Genomic DNA, 20,582 nt, shown 5'->3' with positions numbered 1-20,582 from the left:
CGACTGTGGATTCAACCCATGGCTGTCAGTGACGGCACAGGTCTGCAAGGCAAAACCACAACGCAATCACTTCTTCGCGGGTTTGCCGCTGGCGGGGATGTGCAGGTACGACATCACGCTTTCAGTCAGTTCGGTGGCCAGTTTGACCGCTTCCTTATTGCGCGCCATCACGCCGGCGACCAGGCCTTCGATCAGGGCCAGCACGGCGATGTTGGAGCTGGTCAGCACCGGGTGGTCGCAAGGGGCAAACAGCGTGTGCTCGGCAATGCCGGTGAGCGGCGAGGCGGGTGAGTCGGTGATTGCCAGCACGGATGCGCCGCGTTCATTGGCGAAGCGTGCCAGTTGCAGGGTGTCGAGGGAGTAGCGCGGCAGGGAGATTGCCAGCAACACGTCCTGATCGGTGATCGCGGCCAGGCGGTACGCGGCATTTTCGTTGCCTCCCTCCATGCTGATGGCCGTGGCTTCGGCACAGAAGGGCATCAGGGTCGACGCGGCGAGGCCGGCGAAGTAAACACTGTTGCCGAACCCCAGGATGTAGATTTTGCGTGCCGTGGTCAGGCGAGTGACGAAGGCTTCAAAGGTGTCGGCGTGGTTGTTGGTCACCGCCGTGGCCAGGTTGCTGCTGGCGCTCTGCAATTGCTCATGCAGGCCAAACGCGCCGCCCGGGCGATGGGCCAGTTCGTTGCGCAGTTTGTCCACCGGCGAGACCATCTGCTGCAACGTTGCGACCAGTTCGGCCTTCATGCCGCTGTAGCCACCGAGGTCCAGCGCTTTGGCCAGGCGGTTGACGGCGGCGGGTGAGGTCAGTGTTTCGTGAGCCATCTCCTCGATGGTCAGCGTCGCGGCCTTGAGCGGATGGCGCAGGATGAAGTCCGCCACCTTGCGCAGTGACGGTGGCAGTTCGGAAACGATTTCCGTCAGTTTGCGCATGACCGGCGCGGCATAGACGGTGGTGTCTTTCGATGGGGTTGGCATATCCGGCTCAACGTTTCCTGAAGGTGAGAGTAGGGCTGTGCCTGATGCCCTGACAAGGTTGGCCGGAGTGTATCCCAAGCCTGCCTTGTCAGGGCAGCGCCGAGCAGTGGACGGGTGGCGGTCTTACTTCAGGCTCCCGGCCAGAAACTGCCGCAGGCGTTCGGACTGCGGGTTGACCAGCACCTCACGCGGGTCGCCGCGCTCTTCGACAACGCCCTTGTGCAGGAACACCAGTTGGTTGGAAACCTCGCGGGCAAAGCCCATTTCGTGAGTCACCACCACCATGGTGCGGCCTTCCTGTGCCAGGTCCTGCATGACTTTGAGCACTTCGCCGACCAGTTCGGGGTCGAGGGCCGACGTCGGCTCATCGAACAGCATCACTTGCGGTTCCATCGCCAGTGCGCGGGCTATCGCCACGCGTTGCTGCTCGCCACCGGACATGTGCGCCGGCCAGGCGTGCATGCGGTGCGCCACACCGACTTTGTCCAGGTAGTGCTCGGCCTTTTCCCGTGCCTCTTTCTTGCCTTGGCCCAGCACATGCACCGGGGCTTCCATGACGTTTTCCAGAGCGCTCATGTGCGACCAGAGGTTGAAATGTTGAAACACCATCGACAGCTGCGAACGCATGCGCTGCAACTGCCTGGGTTCGGCCGCTTTCAGCCCGCCAAGTTTGTTGGTCACCAGCTTGAGCGGTTCGCCATTGAGTACGATGTTGCCTGCATTGGGTTGCTCCAGCAGGTTGATGCAGCGCAGGAAGGTACTCTTGCCGGAGCCGCTGGAGCCGATGATGCTGATCACGTCGCCGGCCTGCGCTTGCAGGGACACGCCCTTGAGTACCTGGTGTGCGCCGTAGCTTTTGTGCAGGTCCTGAACTTCAAGTTTGTACATGGTTTGAACTCTCTGGAATCAGTCGCTGAGCAAGCGACCCTGGCGAATGGGGGTGATGCCTGCCACTTTGGCCAGCCACAATCCGGGCTGGGCAAAACGCAGGCGTTCGCGGGCATAGAGAATGCCGTCGGTGCTGGCGCTCACCACGCTATGGCGGTCGGTCAGCGGGTCGATGACCTCGAACAGCGGATCGCCGACCTTGACCTGCGCGCCCAGCGGTTGCAGAAAGCTCACCACACCGGGATGGGGCGCACAGGCGTACTGGGCGCCGGCGAATGGCATGGCCTGGCAACGGCTCGGCGGTGCCGCTGGCCAGTCACCGCTGATCAGGCCCTGTTCGGCGAGATAGCCGAGAATGGCCTGGGCGCTGTCGAGGCATTGTTCGCGCCCGGTGTCTGCCATGCCGCGCAGTTCGATGGTGGTGGCCGCGCACGCCAGGGGAATATTGGCTTCGGGAAACCGCTCGGCCAGGCGCAGCCAGGCAATGGCACAGGCTTCGTCGAAGGCGCTGCCGCCGGCACCTTCGGCCAGCAACGTGACCTCCGCACCGAGGCGTGCGGCCAGGGACTGCAAGCGTGGCCAGTGTTGCGGCATCGCATACAGCAACATGATCGATTCGAAGTCACAGTGCAGGTCCAGCACCACATCAGCGTCACAGGCATGCTGCAGCAACAGGCGGCGCAGGCCGTCGAGTTCCGAAGCCGGTGCCGGCAGGGCTGCGAGGGCATCGCCCATGGCGCGGCGGATCAGGGCGATGTTGGCGTCGGCATCGTCTGCCAATTTGCCTTCCAGCAGCGGTGCGACGGCATCGACCAACTCCGGGAAGTCGCGATTGAAGTTCTTGCCGCTGGAAAACTCGAAGCGCCCCTGATGGGTGGCCTGGAACATCTGGGCGATACCGATCGGATTGGCCATGGGCACCAACTCGATCACCCCGGTCAGGCGGCCTTGGGTTTCCAGCTCCAGCAGACGGCGCTTGAGTTCGACGGCGACGCGCATCCCCGGCAATTCGTCGGCATGCAATGACGCCTGGATGTAGGCTTTGCGTGCTCCACTGCCAAAGCGGAACAGCGACAGCGTGCGTTCGGTGCCCGAGGCACTCCACGGCAACAGGTATTGAATGTGCTCCATGTCAGCTCCTTAGTGCTTGCGCGGTGCCTGGTACGCCAGCCAGCGGCGCTCGGCCAGCTTGAACAGACGCACCAGAATGAAGGTCAGGGCGAGGTAGATGAGGCCGGCGGTGATAAACGCCTCGAACGGCAGATAGAACCGTGAGCTGACAGTCCGCGCGGCCCCGGTGATGTCGACGAGGGTGACGATGGAGGCCAGGCTGGTGGTTTGCAGCATCATCAGCACTTCGTTGCTGTACTGCGGCAATGCCCGGCGCAATGCCGACGGCATGAGAATGCGCCGGTACAGGGTCAGGCGTGACATGCCCATGGCCCTGGCGGCTTCGATCTCGCCATGGTTAGTGGATTTCAGGCTGCCGGCCAGCAGCTCTGCGCTGTAGGCACTGGAGTTGATCGCGAAGGCCAGGCAGGCGCAAAAGGTGGCGCTGGAGAGGTAGGGCCAGAGCACGCTTTGGCGCACCGCTTCGAACTGCGCCAGGCCGTAATAGATCAGGAACAATTGCACCAGCATCGGCGTGCCGCGAATCACGTAGGTATAGAGCCAGGCCGGGAAGTTGATCAGCGGCGATCGCGACACCCGCATCAGCGCCAACGGAATCGCCAAGACCAGGCCCAGGGCCAGGGAAATCAGCAGGACTTTGAGGGTCAACAAGGCGCCGTTGAAGTACAGCGGCAGGTTTTCCCAGATCAGGTTGTAGTCGAGAATCATGGGTGGCTCCCCTCACAATTCGGCGGCTTTGATGCCGACCGAATAGTGTTTTTCCAGATAGCGCAGCACCAGCAAGGACAGGCTGGTGAGCATCAGGTACAGCGCCGCCACCGCGAGGAAAAACGTGAAGGGCTCGTGTGTGGCATCCGCTGCGTTCTTGGCTTTGAACATCATGTCCTGCAAGCCGATCACCGAGATCAGCGCGGTGGATTTGGTCAGTACCAACCAGTTGTTGGTGAACCCGGGAATGGCGAAACGAATCATCTGCGGTACCAGGATTCGCCAGAACACCCGCGCACCGCCCATGCCATAGGCCACGCCGGCCTCGGCCTGGCCTTTGGGGATCGCCATGAAGGCGCCGCGAAAGGTTTCCGAGAGGTAGGCGCCAAAAATGAAGCCCATGGTGCAGACGCCGGCGATGTAGGGGTTGATGTCGATATAGCGGGTGTAACCGAGCGCCAGGGCGAGGCGGTTCACCAGGTCCTGGCCGCCGTAGAAGATCAGCAGGATCAGCACCAGGTCTGGAATGCCGCGAATCAGGGTGGTGTAGCTTTCCCCGAGCAGGGCCAGCCATTTGAGCGGTGACAGGCGAAAGGCCGCACCGATCAGGCCCAGGGCAATCGCCAGGGACATGGAGGTCAAGGCCAGGTTGATGGTCAGCCAGGCGCCATCGAGAATGCTCGATCCGTAGCCGTGGAGCATGATGAAGTTCCTCAAGCGAGCGCCGCGAGGCGCGCAGGACAAACCCCGGCAGACGCCTGCAGGGGGCGGCGCCGGGGTCAGGTTTCAGGTTTCAGGTTTCAGGGCGCCGGCTTACTCGCCGTAGATATCGAACGCGAAGTACCTGGCCATCACTTGCTGGTACTTGCCATTGGCGCGAATGGCGTCGATCGCGGCACTCAGGCGCGCAACGTTGGCACTGTCGCCTTTGCGCACGGCGATCCCGGCGCCCCGGCCAAAATATTTCGGGTCGTTGATGTCCGGCCCGGTCAATGCGAAACCCTGGCCCGCCGGTGTCTTGATGAAGCTCTCGTCGGTGTTGACGATGTCGGCGAGGGTGGCGTCCAGACGACCCGAGGCGAGGTCGAGGAAGGCCTCATTCTGCGAGGAGTAGCGCACCACGACGACGCCGGCTTTTTCCAGTTGCTCGGTGGCAAAACGATCGTAGGTCGAGGAGCGTTGCACGCCGAGTTTCTTGCCCTTGAGGTCGACCAGAGGGTCGTTGATCACATTGCCGGCCTTCATCGCGAACTTGCCCGGCGTGTGGTAGTACTTTTTGCTGAAGTCCACGGACTTCATCCGGTCTTCGGTGATGGACATCGACGACAGCACGGCATCGATCTTGCGCACTTTGAGCGACGGGATCATGCCGTCGAACTCCTGAATGACCCACTCGCACTTGACCTTCATTTCTTCGCACAAGGCGTTGCCGATGTCGTAGTCGAACCCGCTGACGTTGCCCTCCGGTGTCTTGAAGGAGAAGGGCGGGTAGGCGGCTTCGATACCGATACGCAGGCTGTCTTCGTCGGCATGTGCCAGAAAGCTGAAAGCGCATAGCGCCAGAGCACCTAGAAGTTCTGTCTTGTTCATATTGTTGACTCCCTGGAGGGCATGGGGGGAACGGGTGCCCGCCATCCGGGTTGGCGCGGTGGATCAGTCCTGTGATCGGCGAGGCTATAAATGACACAATAAAAACCCATATGCAAGATAACTGAAAAAAAACATATCAGTTTCGGGCGTGACTGTAGGAGCCAGCCTGCTGGCGATGGACGCCAGTGCGCCGCGTTTACCCGGTTAACACGCGTTATCGTTAACGACCATCGCTGGCAGGCCAGCTCCCACAAAGGACCGTGCCCATGCTGAACTGTAGGAGCCAGCTTGCTGGCGATGGACGCCAGTGCGCCGCGTTTACCCGGTTAACACGCGTTATCGTTAACGACCATCGCTGGCAAGCCAGCTCCCACAAGGGGTGTGCTCACACTGAAACTGTGGGAGCCAGCCTGCTGGCGATGGACGCCAGTGCGCCGCGTTTATCCGGTTCACACGCGTTATCGTTAACGACCATCGCTGGCAAGCCAACTCCCACAAGGGGTGTGCTCACACTGAAACTGTGGGAGCCAGCTTGCTGGCGATGGACTCCAGTGCGCCGCGTTCATCCAGTTCACACGCGTTATCGTTAACGACCATCGCTGGCAGGCCAGCTCCTACAAAATGAAGTGACCTTCAAACCGGTGAAAGAACCCAAAAAAGATTGTTTGGGGGAGGGGGACGAAGGGTGTTACGACTGGGTTGGCGGGGAGTGTCGAGAGGGCGGGACGGATGGCGAAAGTCTCTGTGCCATCCGTCCCAGGGTGCCGGCGGTTGTTACTGGCTGGAGCGAACGGCCCCTCCGTCAATCAACAGGTTCTGCCCGGTCAGGTAGCCCGCATGGCTGCTGCAGACGAAGGCACAAAGCGCACCGAACTCCTCGGGTGAGCCGAAGCGTTTGGCAGGAATTTCGCGACGGCATTCGTCGAGGAATGCCTCACTGTCTTGTCCCATTTCGTGGGCAGCGGCGACCAGGTTGTCGCGCAGTCGATCGGTGTCGAACGAGCCGGGTTGCAGGTTGTTGATCGTCACATTGCGGCTGGCAATGTTTTCTTGCCGGGCCAGCCCCGCAACGAACCCCGTCAGGCCACTGCGCGCGCCATTGGACAGACCCAGGCTTTCGATCGGGGACTTCACGGCGCTCGAGGTGATGTTGATGATCCGGCCGAATCCGCGTGCCGCCATGCCGTCTACAGTGGCCTTGATCAGCTCGATAGGGGTCAGCATGTTGGCATCCAGTGCCTTGAGCCAGGCGTCGCGATTCCATTCGCGGAAATCCCCGGGAGGAGGGCCACCGGCGTTGTTGATCAGGATATCGAAATGCTCATGGGCCTTGAGCGCTGCCGCCCGACCCTCGGGCGTGGAAATGTCTCCGGCCACGGCGATGACCGTCACTTCAGGATTGATCGCCCTGAGCTGACGGGCTGTTTCATTCAGCGTGTCTTCGCCCCGTGCGGTGATCACCACGTTCACGCCCTCGGTGACGAGTGCCTGTGCGCAGGCTTTACCCAGACCTTTGCTGGCGGCGCACACCAGCGCCCAACGTCCTGCAATTCCAAGATTCATGCGTGTGTTCCTGACAGAAAGAAGCTCATGTTAAACGCGGCCTGTTCATGCGTGATCCACCGCTGCAGACAGGTTTGGCGATCGGGCGCCGATGCCCATGAAGCGTCGTACCCTCTCGCCTTCAGCTTCGCAGCGAATGGTCTCAGGTGCGGCATCGAGTTGAATGTTGCCGTTCTCCATGAAAATCACCCGATCGGAGATCGACATGGCAAAGTCCATTTCGTGGGTCACGATCAGCATGGTCATGCCTTCCCTGGCCAGGTCGCGGATCACGTTGAGCACGTCATTGACCAGCTCCGGATCGAGGGCCGAGGTCGGCTCGTCGAACAGCATGATCTGCGGCTCCATGGCCAGGGCCCGGGCGATCGCCACGCGCTGTTGCTGGCCGCCGGAGAGCTGGTGCGGGTACTTGTGGGCATGGGCCAGCAGGCCGACCTTGTCCAGCAGCGCATAGGCACGATGCTCGCTCAGCTCGCCCGGCTGGCCGTGGTACCGCGGTGCCAGGGTGATGTTGTCGAGGATGGTGCGGTGCGGGAACAGGTTGAAGTTCTGGAACACCATGCCGATGTGCCGCACGCCTTTGCGCAGGCGCGAGCTGTTGGGTTTGTCCGAGGCTTCGATGAACGTTTCGCCGAACAACTTGATGTCGCCGGTATCGATGCTTTCCAGGCCGTTGACCGTGCGGATCAGCGACGTCTTGCCGGAGCCGGATGGCCCGATGATCGAGACCACCTGGCCGTAATCGACATTCAGGTCGATACCCAGCAGCACCTTGTGGGTGCCATAGCTCTTCTGGATGTTGTTCAGTTGCAGGATCGGCGTTGTGTTGTTGCCGGCGGCTTTGCGCGCAATGTCGGGCAAGGCTTCGGCGCTGGCCTTGAACCTGGCAATGGTGGCCGCGTCGAGTGTGTGCGGCTTGCGGAAGTTCAGGTCCAGGTAGCGCTCCAGGCGCTGCAGGAAATAGCCGAATACAGTGACGATCAACACGTAGTAGACGCCCACCGCCGCCAGGGTTTCCATGACCAGGAAGTTGGTGGCATAGAGGCGTTGGCCGACCGTGAGGATTTCGGTCAGGGAGATGACCGAGACCAGCGAAGTCAGCTTGACCACCGTGATGTATTCATTGATCAGGGTGGGCAGCGAAATACGGAACGCCTGGGGGATCACGATCAGGCGTTGCATGCCGAGCACGCCGACACCCAGCGCGCGCCCGGCTTCCTTCTGGCCCTTGGCCACGGAAATCAGGCCGCCACGATGGATCTCCGCCATGTACGCCGCTTCCGTGACCACCAGGGCCAGCAGGCCGGAGTAGAAGGGGTTGGACAGAATCGGTCCGCTACCGGGAAACAACTGCGGCAGGTTGTAGACGAACACCACCAGCACCAGCAAGGGGATGCTGCGGAAAAACCAGATGTAGACCGCTGCGGGAATGCGCAGCAAGGGCGATTGGGACAGCTTGGCGGTGGCCAGGACAAAACCCAGCAACATGCCGATGAACCAGGCCAGGGCACTGAGCTGGATGACCGTGACGCAGGCATTCCAGAAGTCCGGCAGGGAGAACAGGGAGAAGAAATACGACCAATCGAATTGCATGGGGCACCTCGATCTGCCGCCCCCGCGCAGGGGCGGCAGATTACCAGACTACAAGGACAGGTTCTTAGTTGGCGGTCGGTTCTTCCAGGCCGTATTTCTTGAGGATTGCTGCGTATTCTCCGCTCTTTTTCGTTTCCTCGAAGGCCTTTTGCACGGCCTGGTAGGTTTCGTCGTTACCTTTCTTGACGAAGATGCCCAGGGTTTGCTGATAGATCGGGTGCTCAGTGGTGATCACGACCCGGCCATTGGTCTTTTCCGCGATCATTTTTGCCGCGCCAGCGATTTCAACCTGGGCCTGAATGTTCCTGGACAGCAGGGCCTGAGTCACTTCGGGCGCCGAGGGGTACTCGCTGACGGTGATGGCGCCCTTGTTGTTCGGCACGCAGTATTCGTCGGACAGCTTTCTGAATTCCTTGACCCAGGTGGTGCCCTGTTCCAGGCCCAGCTTCAGGCCACACAGGTCTTCAGGTTTTTTCGCATTGATCTCGCTGCCCTGGGGCACCATGACCGCGGCACCGGTGTTGGCATAGGCGATGGTCTGCGCCTGGGTCTGGCGCTCCGGGGTGATGTACATGCCGGAAATGATCGCGTCGTATTTGCCGGAGTTCAGGCCCAGGATCAGGCTCGGGAACTTGGTGTCGACGAACTCGACCTTGGCGTTCATGTGCTTGGCCAGTGCCGTTGCCAGCTCGGGGTCCGAACCCACCACATTCTTGTCCTTGTCATAGGACTCGAAAGGAGGGTAGGTGATCTCCATGCCGACCTTGAACGAATCTGCCGCGGCCATGCTCGCCGAGGCACCGAACATGCCGGCTGCCAATACAGTCAGGCACAAGAGGTTCTTTTTATTGTTTTTCATTTTTACTGACTCCGGCATAGGTAGGGGTTTAGCTGAAAACTTCAATCAGGACGGTTGCGCCTGATTTTTCAAATGTCCGAAACTGGCGGGCTTGCGTGCCTTGCCTGGCAGTTGAACTTCCCCGTTGGCCACCCTCTGGCGCAGATACTGATAGGTCTGCAGCGCCTGGCCATACATGTGTTCGCCGATCGTGATCTCTTCGTAGTCGTTGCCGGCCTGGGCGAACCCGGGCAGCGGTTTGATCTGGGTGTGGTAGTCACAGGCATAAAACAGCGGGAAGGAATAACGCTCCTCCTTCACGCTACGCACCCGGTGCGCAGTGGCAACGAATGCGCCTGCCGTCATCACCTCCAGCATGTCGCCGATGTTGACCACAAAGGCATCGGCAATCGGTGGTGCATCGATCCATTGGCCAAGATTGTTCATCACCTCGAGGCCGGGTTTGTCGGCCAGGAGGATGGTGAAGCATTCGTAATCAGTATGGGCGCCAAGACCCGGTGCGTCATGGGCGGCACCGTCGAACGGGTAGTGGATCAGGCGCAGCTTGGATGGCGGACGGGTAACCAGGCTGTCGAAATAGTTTTCTTCCAGGCCCAGGGTCAGGGCAAAACCGCCGAACAGGCGCCGGCCCAGGGCGAAGATCGCTTCATAGTAGGCCTGCACCGCTGTCTTGAAACCTGCCAGCTGCGGCCAGTCGTTGGGCCCCAGCAAGGGGGTGTTGGCCAGCACCAGCGGGTCATCGGCCGGGACTTCGAAGCCGACGTCGAAGGCTTCCTTGTGGTCCGGCTTGCCCTTGGAATAGACCTCTTCGCCTTCGGGCACAAAGCCCTTGTGGGTCTGCGAGGTGCCGATGTAGTGGCGCATCTTGGTGTCGAGGGGCTGGTCGAAAAAGTCCTTGGCCGCCTTGCGCAGGTTGGCGATCAGTTGCGGGTCGATACCGTGGTTGGTGATATAGAGAAACCCGACGTCGCTGGCGGCGCGCCCCAATTGTTCGGCCACGGCCAGGCGGTGTTCCAGTTCAAAGCTGAACAGACCGGCGATGTTGATCACCGGGATGCTGTTGAAGTTGGCTTTGAGTGTGTCAGTGCTGGCGCTGTTGTTTTTATTGTCAGGCATGACGCATCGGCTCCCTAAGGATGGCTTGAGTGGTGGAAACGCTCGAAGTGTTCGCGCTCGGTCTGGCCCATCCACACGTTCAACGACCACAGGTCGGCGACCGGGACATTGGTGAAGGGCAAGTGATGGAGGTAGCCGTCGGCGCCGAACTCCGGCGTCAGGGTGCTGACCTGGTAACCGCGGGCCTGCTGCGAACGCCAGATGCTTTCCCAGTGCTGCTGATGGAAAGCCAGTTCTTTTGCATATTCGGGCGCCGCCGGGTGCGGAACCTGCGGTCCCTGGTCATAACCGACCCGGGCCTGGATATGGTGAACCCGCTCGATGAACGCGCTCAGGTCATCGGCCGGATCATTCAACAGACGCTCGCAGGTCACGACCCAATGGCTGATGTCACTGGTGAACAGCAGATCGGGCAGTTGCCGGATCAACTCCAGGGTCACCCAGGGGTTGAACAGCGAACGCGAGCGATGGGTTTCGAAACTGCAGACCTGACCGTGCTTGCGCGCCAGCTCCAGCGCCTGGCCAAAAAACTCCACCTGTTGCGCCAAGGACCAGCGGTCGTTGCCCGCCAGCACGTTGACGAAACGCGGGGAGAGTTCAGCGGCCCACGCGAGCTTCTGGTCGAGGTCATTGAGGTGGACGGCAGGCGTTGCCGACTGATCCGGCAGCACGTCGTAGGCGCTGAAGACGGTGCTGATATAACCCAGGCGGTTGGCCTGGAGAAAGGCGCCAAACTCAGCCCGCTCGCGGGCGTCCAGTGGCAGACGCGCTTCCATGCCATCAAAGCCCGCTTGCAGCAACTCTTCGAGCGCCTGAGCCTTGCTGGCGGTGTAACCCCACAGCGTACGGAAAATTTCCAGCTTCATCGGTGATCCTCAAAAATCCCAGGGCCTACGGCAAAAGCACTTCGACGGCACCAGGCGGCGAAGCGATCAATGGTCGGTGGTGGCAGAGGCCTTTGGATCTGGATCCCTGCGTAACTCGGTCCCACTGAGCGATGCCGAGGCTGGTTCGCTGTGGAGCCGATGTTAGGCACAGGCCGAGGGGCGAAAGAATCCGAAAGTTCAAATGAATACTTCAGACTTTCGTCAACCAATAGCTGGCTATTTATCCCGCTGGCAAGGAGGGGTTTTGTGGGTGAGTACGTGTCTACGTTGGGTGTTGGCGAGGGGTGCCTTTACTACGACATCATTTTGAAGACTGCCAAGCGATATCGGGCGGCGAAGGGGCTAGCCGATTGCTGACTGACTTCCTCAGGGCGTGTCCCCGTACACCGTCAATCTTTTTCACACCGTCGCAGGACCACCAGAATCTGGTTATCCATGAACCTGGGTTGATGGATAGCTGCGGCGCTGTGCAGGTGATCTTTTCAACGTCTGCAGGTGGTTTTTTTCTGTGTAACGCACGTTCACTCGGATGCACCAGATGAAAGATTTTTAGCATACTCATTCAAAAAAGAATTTCATGAATCCGTTCACGTCTGCACCTGCAACGGTGCCCACAACTTCCCTGACTCTGTGCAGGAAGGCGGGTTTGTAGTTCTGCTCTTCATCGATTGTTTCGTCGTTGAATTCCTGCACTTGCACGGCGATGCCCGCCTGCAAGGCACCCATCAACGCCAGGATGTCTGTCGCTACCTTGAACGACCTTTTCTGAATCGAGCCGAAGATCGGTGAATGCTCATCGCAGCGATCAAAAACCAGCACATCGCCATTTCGATCGGCAAAGACCGTAAAGCTGTCTTTCCATCCCCATGCCGGATCTTCCTTTTCCGTGGTATGCCAGCCTTGTTGCGCTTTTGCCAGGTTCTGGGGGCCGTAAAGCTGCAAGCTGAAGTCCGCGCCGATCATCGGTCGGGCAGAGAAGTCTATCCGTTCGAAATAATCGCGCATTACGCCGCTTTTCGGGACTTCTGCGATGGCAGAAACATTGGCTGGGGTCTCGTTGAATTTCAGGTGGCCGAGGGAGCCTGGCCACGAATTGAACTGGGCTACAAAACTTTCAAACACCTTCAACCGGTGATCCATACGGTTATCCTGCGATTCGTTTACCGGGGCCTGTGATGCATCAAGAGGCTTCGACTCGGCTGTCAAACGGTTCGAAATCCCGCTCGGTAAAGGATTCCGTCAGAACGTTCGAACTGCACAGCCATTCAATCGCTTCCACCAGTCCGTGGCCGGCAACCAGCGCGGCTTCGCTGTGTCGCGGCAACACATAAATGCGCTCAGGATCCTCGGGGTGAATAATGAGTTCGTCACCGTCGTAGGTATCACCAATGATGATGCACTGCAGGGCCTTTTCCTTGGGCATCAGTTCTTTGTCATCATCCCAGAACCAGTATTGGTTAATGCGTTCCAGCCAGTTAGCCTGACTGTTTTCACCGTGCAGTATCTGATGTGGCGGGTATATCCGGATGTACACACCACCGAGAATGCCTTCGCCAAACTGCGTCACGTATTCACGGTAACCGGTGGGAAATCGACTACCCAGCACATGTTGCGCTTGATCGACTTCGGCGTCTGTCGACAGCGCTCTGGGCTCGCCTATGACGTTGATGTTTTCGAACATTCCATTTCCCCTGATTTGATGAATTGACTGCACGATATTTAGCGCAATCGACCTTGAGTGAGCAGGGTGCCGGGCATGCGCAGTTGCACGTAGCCAATGACAATCACCATCGATACGCAAAACACCCATTGCAGCCTACTGAGCCCGGCAATCCGATAGGTCGCCTGCAGTGGCCTTCGCCAACGGTACTGGCGGTCCGCCGGGACTGCACTGGCGGGCTGCAGCAGGCCGATCGCCCCGTTGACCAAATAAGTCGCCAGCCCCAGCACCCCAAGCCAGTTCCAGATCACAATGGCAAGTGCCAACAACGGGCCGCCATTGCGGATCACCAGGTAACGGCGATCCGCGGTCAGTTTGTGTCGTACACACCATTCACTGGCACGCTGGTCGAGGTCATGCAGCGATTGCGTCAAGGTGGTCCAATGGCTGAGCAGCCATTTGCCGACCTGTGCCGCCAACACACCACCCAGTGCATAGAGTGGCAGCATGAGCAGCGTCACCATGAGTCCGGAGCCGGGCAGGTTGTTCAGTGCAAGGGTCAGGGTCAAGACGCAGGCTGCACGTTTCACGCCATGGGGCGGGTCCTTGTGACCGATGAGTGTCTTCCAGAACCAAGGATCATGATTGGGGAACATCCCCAGCAGGTCGGGGAAACGAGTGGCAAAGGTCTCTGTCAGTTGTTCGCAGGCCTGCCAGTCAGCCTCAACGAAACCTGTGGCCAGCTCCGCCTGCTGCGCCGGTTGGGTCGACAGCAGGAACAGCGTGGCGGCATTGGCGCGCGCACTGGGGTGTTGCTGACGTTGCTGCATCAAGGAACGCAGTTCGCCGAGCCAGGTTTGCTGCTCGCAGCGCCTGTGCAGCGCTTGCCACTGGTCCTGGGCAATGGGCACCACCGCCGCTTCAACATCCCAGGCAAACAATCGACACATTCGTTGAAACAGCAGCGGTGACCAGTCTTCGGTATTCAAGAACAGATTCAGGACATGCACCTGCAATGCCTGACGACGTGCGAAATCACCAAGCCAGGCTTGTTGGCTGTGGTGTTCCAGGCAGTCGAAGAAGTTCTGTTCCTCGCCGGTTGCCAACTGCTGGTCGAGCTTGCGGTAAAGCGCTGCGGTTAGGGCGCGGGCAAGACGATGCTGCTCAAATTCAGTGGCGGGGATCCGCTGCCAGGGCGTCAACCATTGGCGCTGTTCGATGCCCCATGTCAGAAGGTGCCAATGCGCTTCAGGATCGTTCACGCAACGTTGGAACAGCAGCCGTTCAAACTCGGCGTCGCAGCCTCTGGTCGATGCCTCGTTCCAGTATTGATCAACCGCCCGGTCTTCAAATCCGCCCAGTAGCCCGACGGCCTGCTCATGTAGGGACCGCGTGGGCTTCAGACCCGGGTGTGTCCGGTTCTCTGCAGTGGGCCGAACTGTAGAGTCAGCGGTATCCCGATCAACCTCGCTCCAGCCCTCGTGCAGGATGTGCAAGGCTTGCTCATAGGCTTCACGCAGTTGCTGGAAGGCGCCGGGATCCTCGTCCGGACGCGTGACCTTTAGTAGTTTGGCGTATTGGCGCTTGATGCTGCGCTCGTCGGATCGGGCGGGTAGGTCAAGGACCTCCCAGCAATCGAAATCAGACGCCATGGCTCAGTATCCGGCACCGGTTTCGAGCAGGCTGATGCGCCCGCTCAGATCATGGCGAGCCTGGCGAATCAGGCGCTCGTCCTGGCTTGCCAGTGCTTGTTGAAACAGGTTGGCCCAATGAGCGATCTGCTCTCGAAGCTCGCCCAGGCTTTCTTGGTACAAACGCTCCAGGCGGGCGATCAGCACCGTGTTGATCTGCTGTTCGCGGGGATGCACCTTGAGCTCGGCCAGCGCTTGCAGACGCTCGGCAATTTCTTCGCTGCTGAGCACACCCGGGTTGTTTTCGATAACCAGTGCATGCTGTTCACCGGTCATGGGGATGCGCACCTGACACTCAAGAATGCCGTTGATGTCGTAGGTGAAGCGCACGTCCAGTTCGACAACGCCACCGGTGTTCGCCGGGACCGGAATCTCCAGTTCACCCAAGGCGATGTTGTCACGCACCAGACGACTCTCACCCTGGTAGATCTTCACCAGTACGCTTTCCTGCAGTTCATGGACGGTACACACGGTCTTTACCCGGCTTACGGGGACCGTACTGTTGCGCTCAATGATCGGCAGGTAGTGCCCTTCCTCATAGTGTTGGCCCACCCATACCGAGGTTGAAATACCCAGGGTGTAGGAGCAGACGTCGGTCAACACCACCTCTTCCAGGGCGGCACTGCGGGACTTCAGCGCGGCTTGAATGGCTGCGCCGTGAGCCACGGCTTCGTCAGGGTTGACGTGGATGGACGGGAAGCGGCCAAACAGCCCCGCGGCCAGCTTGCGCACCAGCGGCATGCGTGTGGTGCCACCCACCAGCAGCACTTCATCGAGCTCGTTGATACGGATTCTGGCATCGCGCAGGGCGCGCTCAATCGGATTGCGCAGGCGTTCGAGCAAGGGCGCGAACAATGTGGCCATCTCGTCCTGTGAAAACACATGCTTCCATTGCTGCCCGTCCACCCGCAAAACAAACTCGCTCGCCGTGTCCTGTCCCAGCGCCTGGCGGACTCGCTCGGCTTCGCGGCGCAGCGCGTGGGCAATGGATTGTGTCGGTGCAAATCCTGGCTGGTCGCGCTGGGTCTGGATAAAACGCTCGGCCAGCACCTGGTCGAAATCCTCACCGCCCAGATAGTTGTCGCCAGCGCTGGCCCGTACCTCCATGACACCGTCGAACAGTTCCAGGACTGACACATCGAAGGTGCCGCCGCCCAGGTCGAAGACCAGGAACGTGGTTTCCTTGCCGTGCTGAGGCAAACCGTAGGCCAGTGCGGCAGCGGTCGGTTCGTTGATGAGCTTGTCGACTTTCAGTCCGGCCAGTTCGCCAGCGATACGGGTTGCCTTGCGCTGCGCATCACTGAAGTACGCGGGGACGCTGATGACCGCCTCGGTCACCGGTTCGCCGTAGGCACGCTCGACGTCTTCCTTCAGGCTCCTGAGTACCAGCGCCGACAGTTCTTCAGGACGCAACGACTTCGTACCCAATTGCACGGTGTGTGCACTGCCCATATAGCGCTTGAACAAGGCGGCGGTCATGGTGGAATGGGTGTGCAAGCGCTCGCGGGCAGCTTGGCCGACCAGAATGCGGCCTTCATCGTCCAGTCCCACCACCGATGGGGTCAGCACCTGACCCAGTGCGTTAGGCACCAGAACACTAACGCCGTTATGCCAGACAGCCACCAGGCTGTTGGTGGTACCCAAGTCGATTCCGACAATCATCAATGCGTTCCTTTTCCCTGGCGTGACTTCATGAACCTGTTCTTCCTTGAACCGCAGAGACAGATCGTAGTCGATGTGCGATCACTTTTTCCAATGAAGGTTCAATGCTCGCACGTTCGATGAACGAACCGGACCGCGATGCATGACACCTTGCAACCCTTTGAGTACTCAGTATCCGCTGATGAGGCTAAAGAGGCTGACAAGCCAAAACCAATACGTTGTGCCAATATTGAATCTGGACGCAGTTTTTTAAACGAAGGAATGAAAATGGCTGAAATCAGCAAGGTGTCTGCCGAGTTGGCAGAGGAGATCAAAGTGTTGAGCCAACAGGGGCTCGACTTACTGAGCCTTACTCAGGATCATGCCTCGGCTGATGTGGTTGCGGCGATTACGGAGCGGGTGCGTGATTGCAAAGCGAGTGGCACAACGCTGCCCGAGGGCGACATATTTGCGCTTGGAGCATTGCTAGGCAGCCAATACGTAAAAGGGCAAGGCTGGCACTGGGGCGATGTCGTTTGGGATTTTGATGAGACCACTGCGGCTGTCGGAGTGCTGAACCACGACAACTCATTGTTCATCAACCCTATTGGCTGGGTGGCTGAAGTGATGGAGTCCGAGGGCGGCGTCGGCTTCATGCTCAACTACAACATGGTCAGCGCGCACCAGGTTCCGGTATGCGAACCTGATAGCGCCACAGGCCTTTACTGACTGCTTGGCCCCTGCCGCAGGACCTGTTGCAGCTGATCAACAACCAGGGCTTCGACAGCGCCTTCACTGGTGTCTGCATCAAAAACAGCGCAACAGGCCGATGCGGCGCCATCGCAGATACGGTAGACGGCGATGACGCTGCCAGGCCCGCAGCCTGTGTGTCCTCGCAGTGTATAGCCACCTTCGATCGAACCCTGCATCAAGCCAAGGCCATAACCCGGGGTAATCCAGGGTCGTCCTGGAATCGAGCCACCCAATGCTTTTGCTGTCTGCATTGCCTGGAGCAAGTCCGGGGGGAGGACATGTCCCGCGAGAAGGCGGTCGAGCAATAGCGCTGCTTGCGAAACCGGTCCGATCAGCAAGCCGTGATAGACCCAGGCGGGGTCATAATTTGATGGGTTTGCAACATGGGCGTCCTGTAAGTCTGCTCGCGTCCTGGCGAAGCGAACTCTCGACAGGCCCAAGGGCATCAATACGCGTCGACCCACTGCCTCTTCCAGCGTGAGATCCGTCAGCCGTTCAATGAGCCTGCCGATGAGCAAATAACCAACGTTCGAGTAACGCCAGCCTGTTCCGGGGCTATATCGAAGCCGGGCACCATCAAGGCGTCGCATCATTTCATCTGCCGACCAGGCTGCCTCATTGTTGGCGACGGCGGCGTGATAATCCGCCAGTTCGCCATAATCGGCGAGGCCTGCCTCATGCCTCAGCAGCTGGCGCAACGTGAAAGGTTGATCAAGGATCGGATCGTCCAGTCCGACCATCCCGTCACGCACCATTGAAAGGGCGGTCACGGCCAAGACTGTTTTTGTGAAGCTCCACCATGGGGCGAAAAGATCTGATGAAGCGCACGCCAGTGGCTGACCATTTAATACGAGTGAACTCAGCATTGACTTCCCTGAATGGTTGAGCGGATCGGCAGGTCGACAAGATATCCCATCCGCCCTTGCTCGGGAGAGTTCCAAAGTCAGGAAGAGGCTTGTGTACTGTCCTGAGAGAGTGGTTGCTTCCGGCAGACTACAACCTGCTTTGAAGGGCTGATTTCGACCCGATATAGATAGTCGAAGGGGCAGCAATTAATGAAGTAGTTCAGTCAGGTTGAGCGTGTCCTTCCAGAATCTCAAATCCATCATCAAAGGGAGCGTACCCCACAACTTTTCTGGTCTTCTCGATAGAGAGTCGCTTATATCTGTTATCTGAGACCCCGTGGATAACATGAAATCCGCTCAGCTCGGCCTCGACGCAATTACTAAGTAGTGCGACAACATCCCTGATACTAATAAAAGCAGCTACATCCCTGTGACTGTGGTTTTCCCCTTGGTGAAATATAGCTACGTTTGCAATACGGACTGCGATTGTTGTCATTTGACCATCGTTTGCATACATCGAAGCCAGAGCTTCCCCGAACGCTTTGCTGACCCCGTATAGATTGCCTGGCTTAGGTGCCATACATTCATGTACCTGGACATCCTCTGGATAACCCTCGATAGCCTGAGCGCTGCTCGCAAATATAAAGCGCTCGCAGCCTTGAGCCTTTGCGGCGAATAGCATGTTGTAGGTGCCCACAATATTCACAGGAAGCAGGGATGTCATGAAATCGGCATCTGGGCGAGGGTCAGCAGCTAAATGAATCACTGTATGTATGCCTTCGCAAGCTTCAAGGCAACTGGCTTGAACGCTGATGTCGAGAGCGAAACGTTGCGCCGATTGCGGAAGTGTTGATACATCTATGTCGGCTAAACGCAAATCTGACTTATCGTAATGCGCTTTCCAAAAAGCGCTGCCGATTCGGCCCGCAGCACCTGTGATTAAAATTTTTCGCGCGTTCATTTCAGCATATCCTTATGGTAAACGTCACTGTAGCTTCCCAACGTCGTGGTCGGTTGACAATCTCCATTGAGAGTAACAAGCGTCAACACGTCCGCTTCTGGCCGTTCTATGCCGATCACGGCTGTCTGCTTTTGGCAGCAGCCTTGCGTGAGGGGCCGCAGCTCTCGACTCATAGCTGTCAATCACCCAAGGCGCTACGCTCGCAGGCACGCTCCTTCAAGTACAGACGATGCCGATATGAAGCACATACTTGATCGTTTACGTGGCTGGGCCAGAAAGCTCAAACGGCAAACGATGGTCCTCTGGTTTTGCTACCAGCATCCGCAAACACCCTGGTTACCCAAATGGATTTCGGTTTTTGTCGTGGCGTATGCACTGAGTCCAATCGACCTCATTCCCGATTTCATTCCTGTGCTTGGGTATCTGGACGATGTGATTATTTTGCCGCTTGGCATTCTGCTCGCTATTCGCTTGATGCCTGCACAGGTGCTGGAGGAGTGTCGGTTCAAAGCGAGTGAGTGGGAGAAAAACCACAGGACGCGACCAGCGAACAGAATTGCTGCGGTGATCGTTGTATTGGTCTGGCTCGTTGCCGCGGGCAGTTTGGCAGCTTGCTTGCTGTGAGTTGAAGTTGTTGCTCAACCCATGCGTCAGTCCTGATTTTTTTTGAACTCGGGCTGAAAGCACTTATCCAAAAAATATGTGGGAATGTTTCCCACGCAACGATGCCAACTGGCTCTGAGGGATCGTGCGGATACCGCAGTAGCTCGTCAATGTTGCAGATTGATGGCCGTGTCGGTTGGCCGGTTGCTCCAATGGGCGGCCGGGAACTTACTGGACATTGCGTTCGATACGGAGATGAGTTCGCAACTCCATGCGGAGGTGCATCATGCTGCTCAAGAAATGTTTATTGGCTCTGGCAATTGGTGGAGTCCTGTCGGCATCGACTGTGCTGGTGCCCGATTACATCGGTAGTTTCTCCAGCGTGTATGCCAAGGATGGCGGCAGCGGTGGAGGCGGTGGAGGCGGTGGAGGCGGTGGTGGCCACGGTGGTGGTGACGGCGGCGGCCACGGTGGTGACGGCGGTCACGGTGCCGGCGGCCATGGTGGAGAGGGTGCCGATCATGGTGCTGCAGGCCATGACGCTGACCATGGTGGTGTAGCCGGGAACAAAGGCCCGGGCAATGCCCATGACAACGACGCGGACGACGCTGACAACGATGCCGCGGATGCCGCCAGGGACGCTGCGAGGGCTGATGCCAATGCCGCCCGGGATGCGGCAAAAGCAACTGCAGATGCCGCCCGGGACGCCGCCAGGGCTGAAGCAGATGCCGCCCGGGATGCCGCAAAAGCGGCTGGCGTAGCGGACGATGACGCAGACGCAGCCAGAGACGCTGCCCGTGCCGCTGCAGATGCCGCGAGGGATGCGGCCAAGGCCGACGCAGATGCCGCCAGGGATGCTGCCCGGGCTAACGCGGATGCCGCTCGGGACGCCGCCAAAGCCGACGCGAAGGCAGCCAGAGAGGCCGCCAAAGCCGACGCGAAGGACGCCAGAGAGGATGTGGCGGATGCTCCGGACGAACCGGATCTCGACGCGGTTGAGGTAGAGAACTGAGCCTGCACGTTCGGCAATGAACACCGCAGGCATACCGTAGAAAACGTCCCGGGAACTTGAGGGACGTATCGGCAAAGAGTCGCAAGCCCTGGAACGTCATGGGTTT

Annotated in this window: 20 protein-coding genes; 3 read left to right on the top strand and 17 right to left on the bottom strand. The window is 59.1% G+C overall.

Annotated features, from left to right (window positions below; genetic code table 11):
• Positions 1-66 precede the first annotated feature (66 nt).
• The 15 genes from AC3WJW_RS24690 to AC3WJW_RS24620 form a co-directional block, all read right to left on the bottom strand.
• The gene (locus tag AC3WJW_RS24690; RefSeq protein ID WP_493727761.1) at positions 67-975 is read right to left on the bottom strand and encodes a MurR/RpiR family transcriptional regulator; all 909 of its coding nucleotides are present in this window, start codon (positions 973-975) and stop codon (positions 67-69) included.
• A 123-nt stretch (positions 976-1,098) separates the two neighbouring features.
• Positions 1,099-1,863, bottom strand: a complete 765-nt coding sequence (locus tag AC3WJW_RS24685; RefSeq protein ID WP_493727760.1) for an ABC transporter ATP-binding protein — start codon at positions 1,861-1,863, stop codon at positions 1,099-1,101.
• Between the two features lie 18 nt (positions 1,864-1,881).
• Positions 1,882-2,994 (bottom strand): succinylglutamate desuccinylase/aspartoacylase family protein, encoded by a 1,113-nt coding sequence (locus AC3WJW_RS24680; RefSeq protein ID WP_493727759.1) that lies wholly within the window; start codon positions 2,992-2,994, stop codon positions 1,882-1,884.
• Between the two features lie 9 nt (positions 2,995-3,003).
• On the bottom strand, positions 3,004-3,702 hold the full coding sequence (locus tag AC3WJW_RS24675; RefSeq protein ID WP_493727758.1) for an ABC transporter permease: 699 nt from the start codon (positions 3,700-3,702) through the stop codon (positions 3,004-3,006).
• Between the two features lie 12 nt (positions 3,703-3,714).
• The gene (locus AC3WJW_RS24670) at positions 3,715-4,404 is read right to left on the bottom strand and encodes an ABC transporter permease (protein WP_493727757.1); all 690 of its coding nucleotides are present in this window, start codon (positions 4,402-4,404) and stop codon (positions 3,715-3,717) included.
• A gap of 111 nt (positions 4,405-4,515) precedes the next feature.
• Positions 4,516-5,292, bottom strand: a complete 777-nt coding sequence (locus AC3WJW_RS24665; protein WP_095966922.1) for an ABC transporter substrate-binding protein — start codon at positions 5,290-5,292, stop codon at positions 4,516-4,518.
• 774 nt (positions 5,293-6,066) lie between these two features.
• On the bottom strand, positions 6,067-6,855 hold the full coding sequence (locus AC3WJW_RS24660) for an SDR family oxidoreductase (protein ID WP_429393034.1): 789 nt from the start codon (positions 6,853-6,855) through the stop codon (positions 6,067-6,069).
• A 45-nt stretch (positions 6,856-6,900) separates the two neighbouring features.
• On the bottom strand, positions 6,901-8,448 hold the full coding sequence (locus tag AC3WJW_RS24655; protein WP_493727756.1) for an amino acid ABC transporter permease/ATP-binding protein: 1,548 nt from the start codon (positions 8,446-8,448) through the stop codon (positions 6,901-6,903).
• Between the two features lie 64 nt (positions 8,449-8,512).
• Complete coding sequence (locus tag AC3WJW_RS24650; RefSeq protein ID WP_493727755.1) at positions 8,513-9,307, bottom strand: ABC transporter substrate-binding protein; 795 nt, start codon at positions 9,305-9,307, stop codon at positions 8,513-8,515.
• Between the two features lie 45 nt (positions 9,308-9,352).
• Complete coding sequence (locus AC3WJW_RS24645; RefSeq protein ID WP_493727754.1) at positions 9,353-10,423, bottom strand: isopenicillin N synthase family dioxygenase; 1,071 nt, start codon at positions 10,421-10,423, stop codon at positions 9,353-9,355.
• Between the two features lie 14 nt (positions 10,424-10,437).
• Positions 10,438-11,289, bottom strand: coding sequence for a sugar phosphate isomerase/epimerase family protein (locus AC3WJW_RS24640; RefSeq protein WP_116582688.1), 852 nt, complete (start codon positions 11,287-11,289; stop codon positions 10,438-10,440).
• A 579-nt stretch (positions 11,290-11,868) separates the two neighbouring features.
• A complete protein-coding gene (locus tag AC3WJW_RS24635) occupies positions 11,869-12,450 on the bottom strand; it encodes a hypothetical protein (protein ID WP_493727753.1) in 582 nt (193 codons plus the stop codon).
• A gap of 40 nt (positions 12,451-12,490) precedes the next feature.
• Positions 12,491-12,991 carry an SMI1/KNR4 family protein gene (locus AC3WJW_RS24630; RefSeq protein ID WP_493727752.1) on the bottom strand — a complete coding sequence of 167 codons (501 nt, stop codon included), beginning with the start codon at positions 12,989-12,991 and terminating at the stop codon, positions 12,491-12,493.
• 38 nt (positions 12,992-13,029) lie between these two features.
• Positions 13,030-14,622: a J domain-containing protein gene (locus AC3WJW_RS24625; RefSeq protein WP_493727751.1), complete on the bottom strand. Its 1,593-nt coding sequence runs from the start codon at positions 14,620-14,622 to the stop codon at positions 13,030-13,032.
• A gap of 3 nt (positions 14,623-14,625) precedes the next feature.
• Entirely contained in the window at positions 14,626-16,323 is a 1,698-nt protein-coding gene (locus AC3WJW_RS24620; RefSeq protein ID WP_493727750.1) for a molecular chaperone HscC, read from the bottom strand.
• A gap of 138 nt (positions 16,324-16,461) precedes the next feature.
• Here AC3WJW_RS24620 and AC3WJW_RS24615 point away from each other — a divergent pair, with 138 nt between their 5' ends.
• A complete protein-coding gene (locus AC3WJW_RS24615; protein ID WP_493727749.1) occupies positions 16,462-17,031 on the top strand; it encodes a hypothetical protein in 570 nt (189 codons plus the stop codon).
• Here AC3WJW_RS24615 and AC3WJW_RS24610 read toward each other — a convergent pair.
• Together AC3WJW_RS24610 and AC3WJW_RS24605 are read right to left on the bottom strand one after the other, a co-directional pair.
• Positions 17,025-17,921: a serine hydrolase domain-containing protein gene (locus AC3WJW_RS24610; protein WP_493727748.1), complete on the bottom strand. Its 897-nt coding sequence runs from the start codon at positions 17,919-17,921 to the stop codon at positions 17,025-17,027. The genes AC3WJW_RS24615 and AC3WJW_RS24610 overlap by 7 nt on opposite strands.
• Positions 17,922-18,120: 199 nt before the next feature.
• Complete coding sequence (locus AC3WJW_RS24605; RefSeq protein ID WP_008047277.1) at positions 18,121-18,861, bottom strand: NAD-dependent epimerase/dehydratase family protein; 741 nt, start codon at positions 18,859-18,861, stop codon at positions 18,121-18,123.
• Between the two features lie 237 nt (positions 18,862-19,098).
• On the opposite strand from AC3WJW_RS24605, the gene AC3WJW_RS24600 reads away from it, so the two are divergent.
• Both AC3WJW_RS24600 and AC3WJW_RS24595 read left to right on the top strand, forming a co-directional pair.
• Positions 19,099-19,485, top strand: coding sequence for a YkvA family protein (locus tag AC3WJW_RS24600; protein WP_493727747.1), 387 nt, complete (start codon positions 19,099-19,101; stop codon positions 19,483-19,485).
• A gap of 265 nt (positions 19,486-19,750) precedes the next feature.
• On the top strand, positions 19,751-20,476 hold the full coding sequence (locus tag AC3WJW_RS24595; protein ID WP_493727746.1) for a hypothetical protein: 726 nt from the start codon (positions 19,751-19,753) through the stop codon (positions 20,474-20,476).
• Positions 20,477-20,582: the final 106 nt, after the last annotated feature.

Source organism: Pseudomonas sp. GW821-FHT07G06 (genome assembly GCF_058986625.1).
The sequence above is the reverse complement of the archived record's forward strand: the minus strand, read 5'-3'. Positions and strand labels throughout refer to the sequence as shown.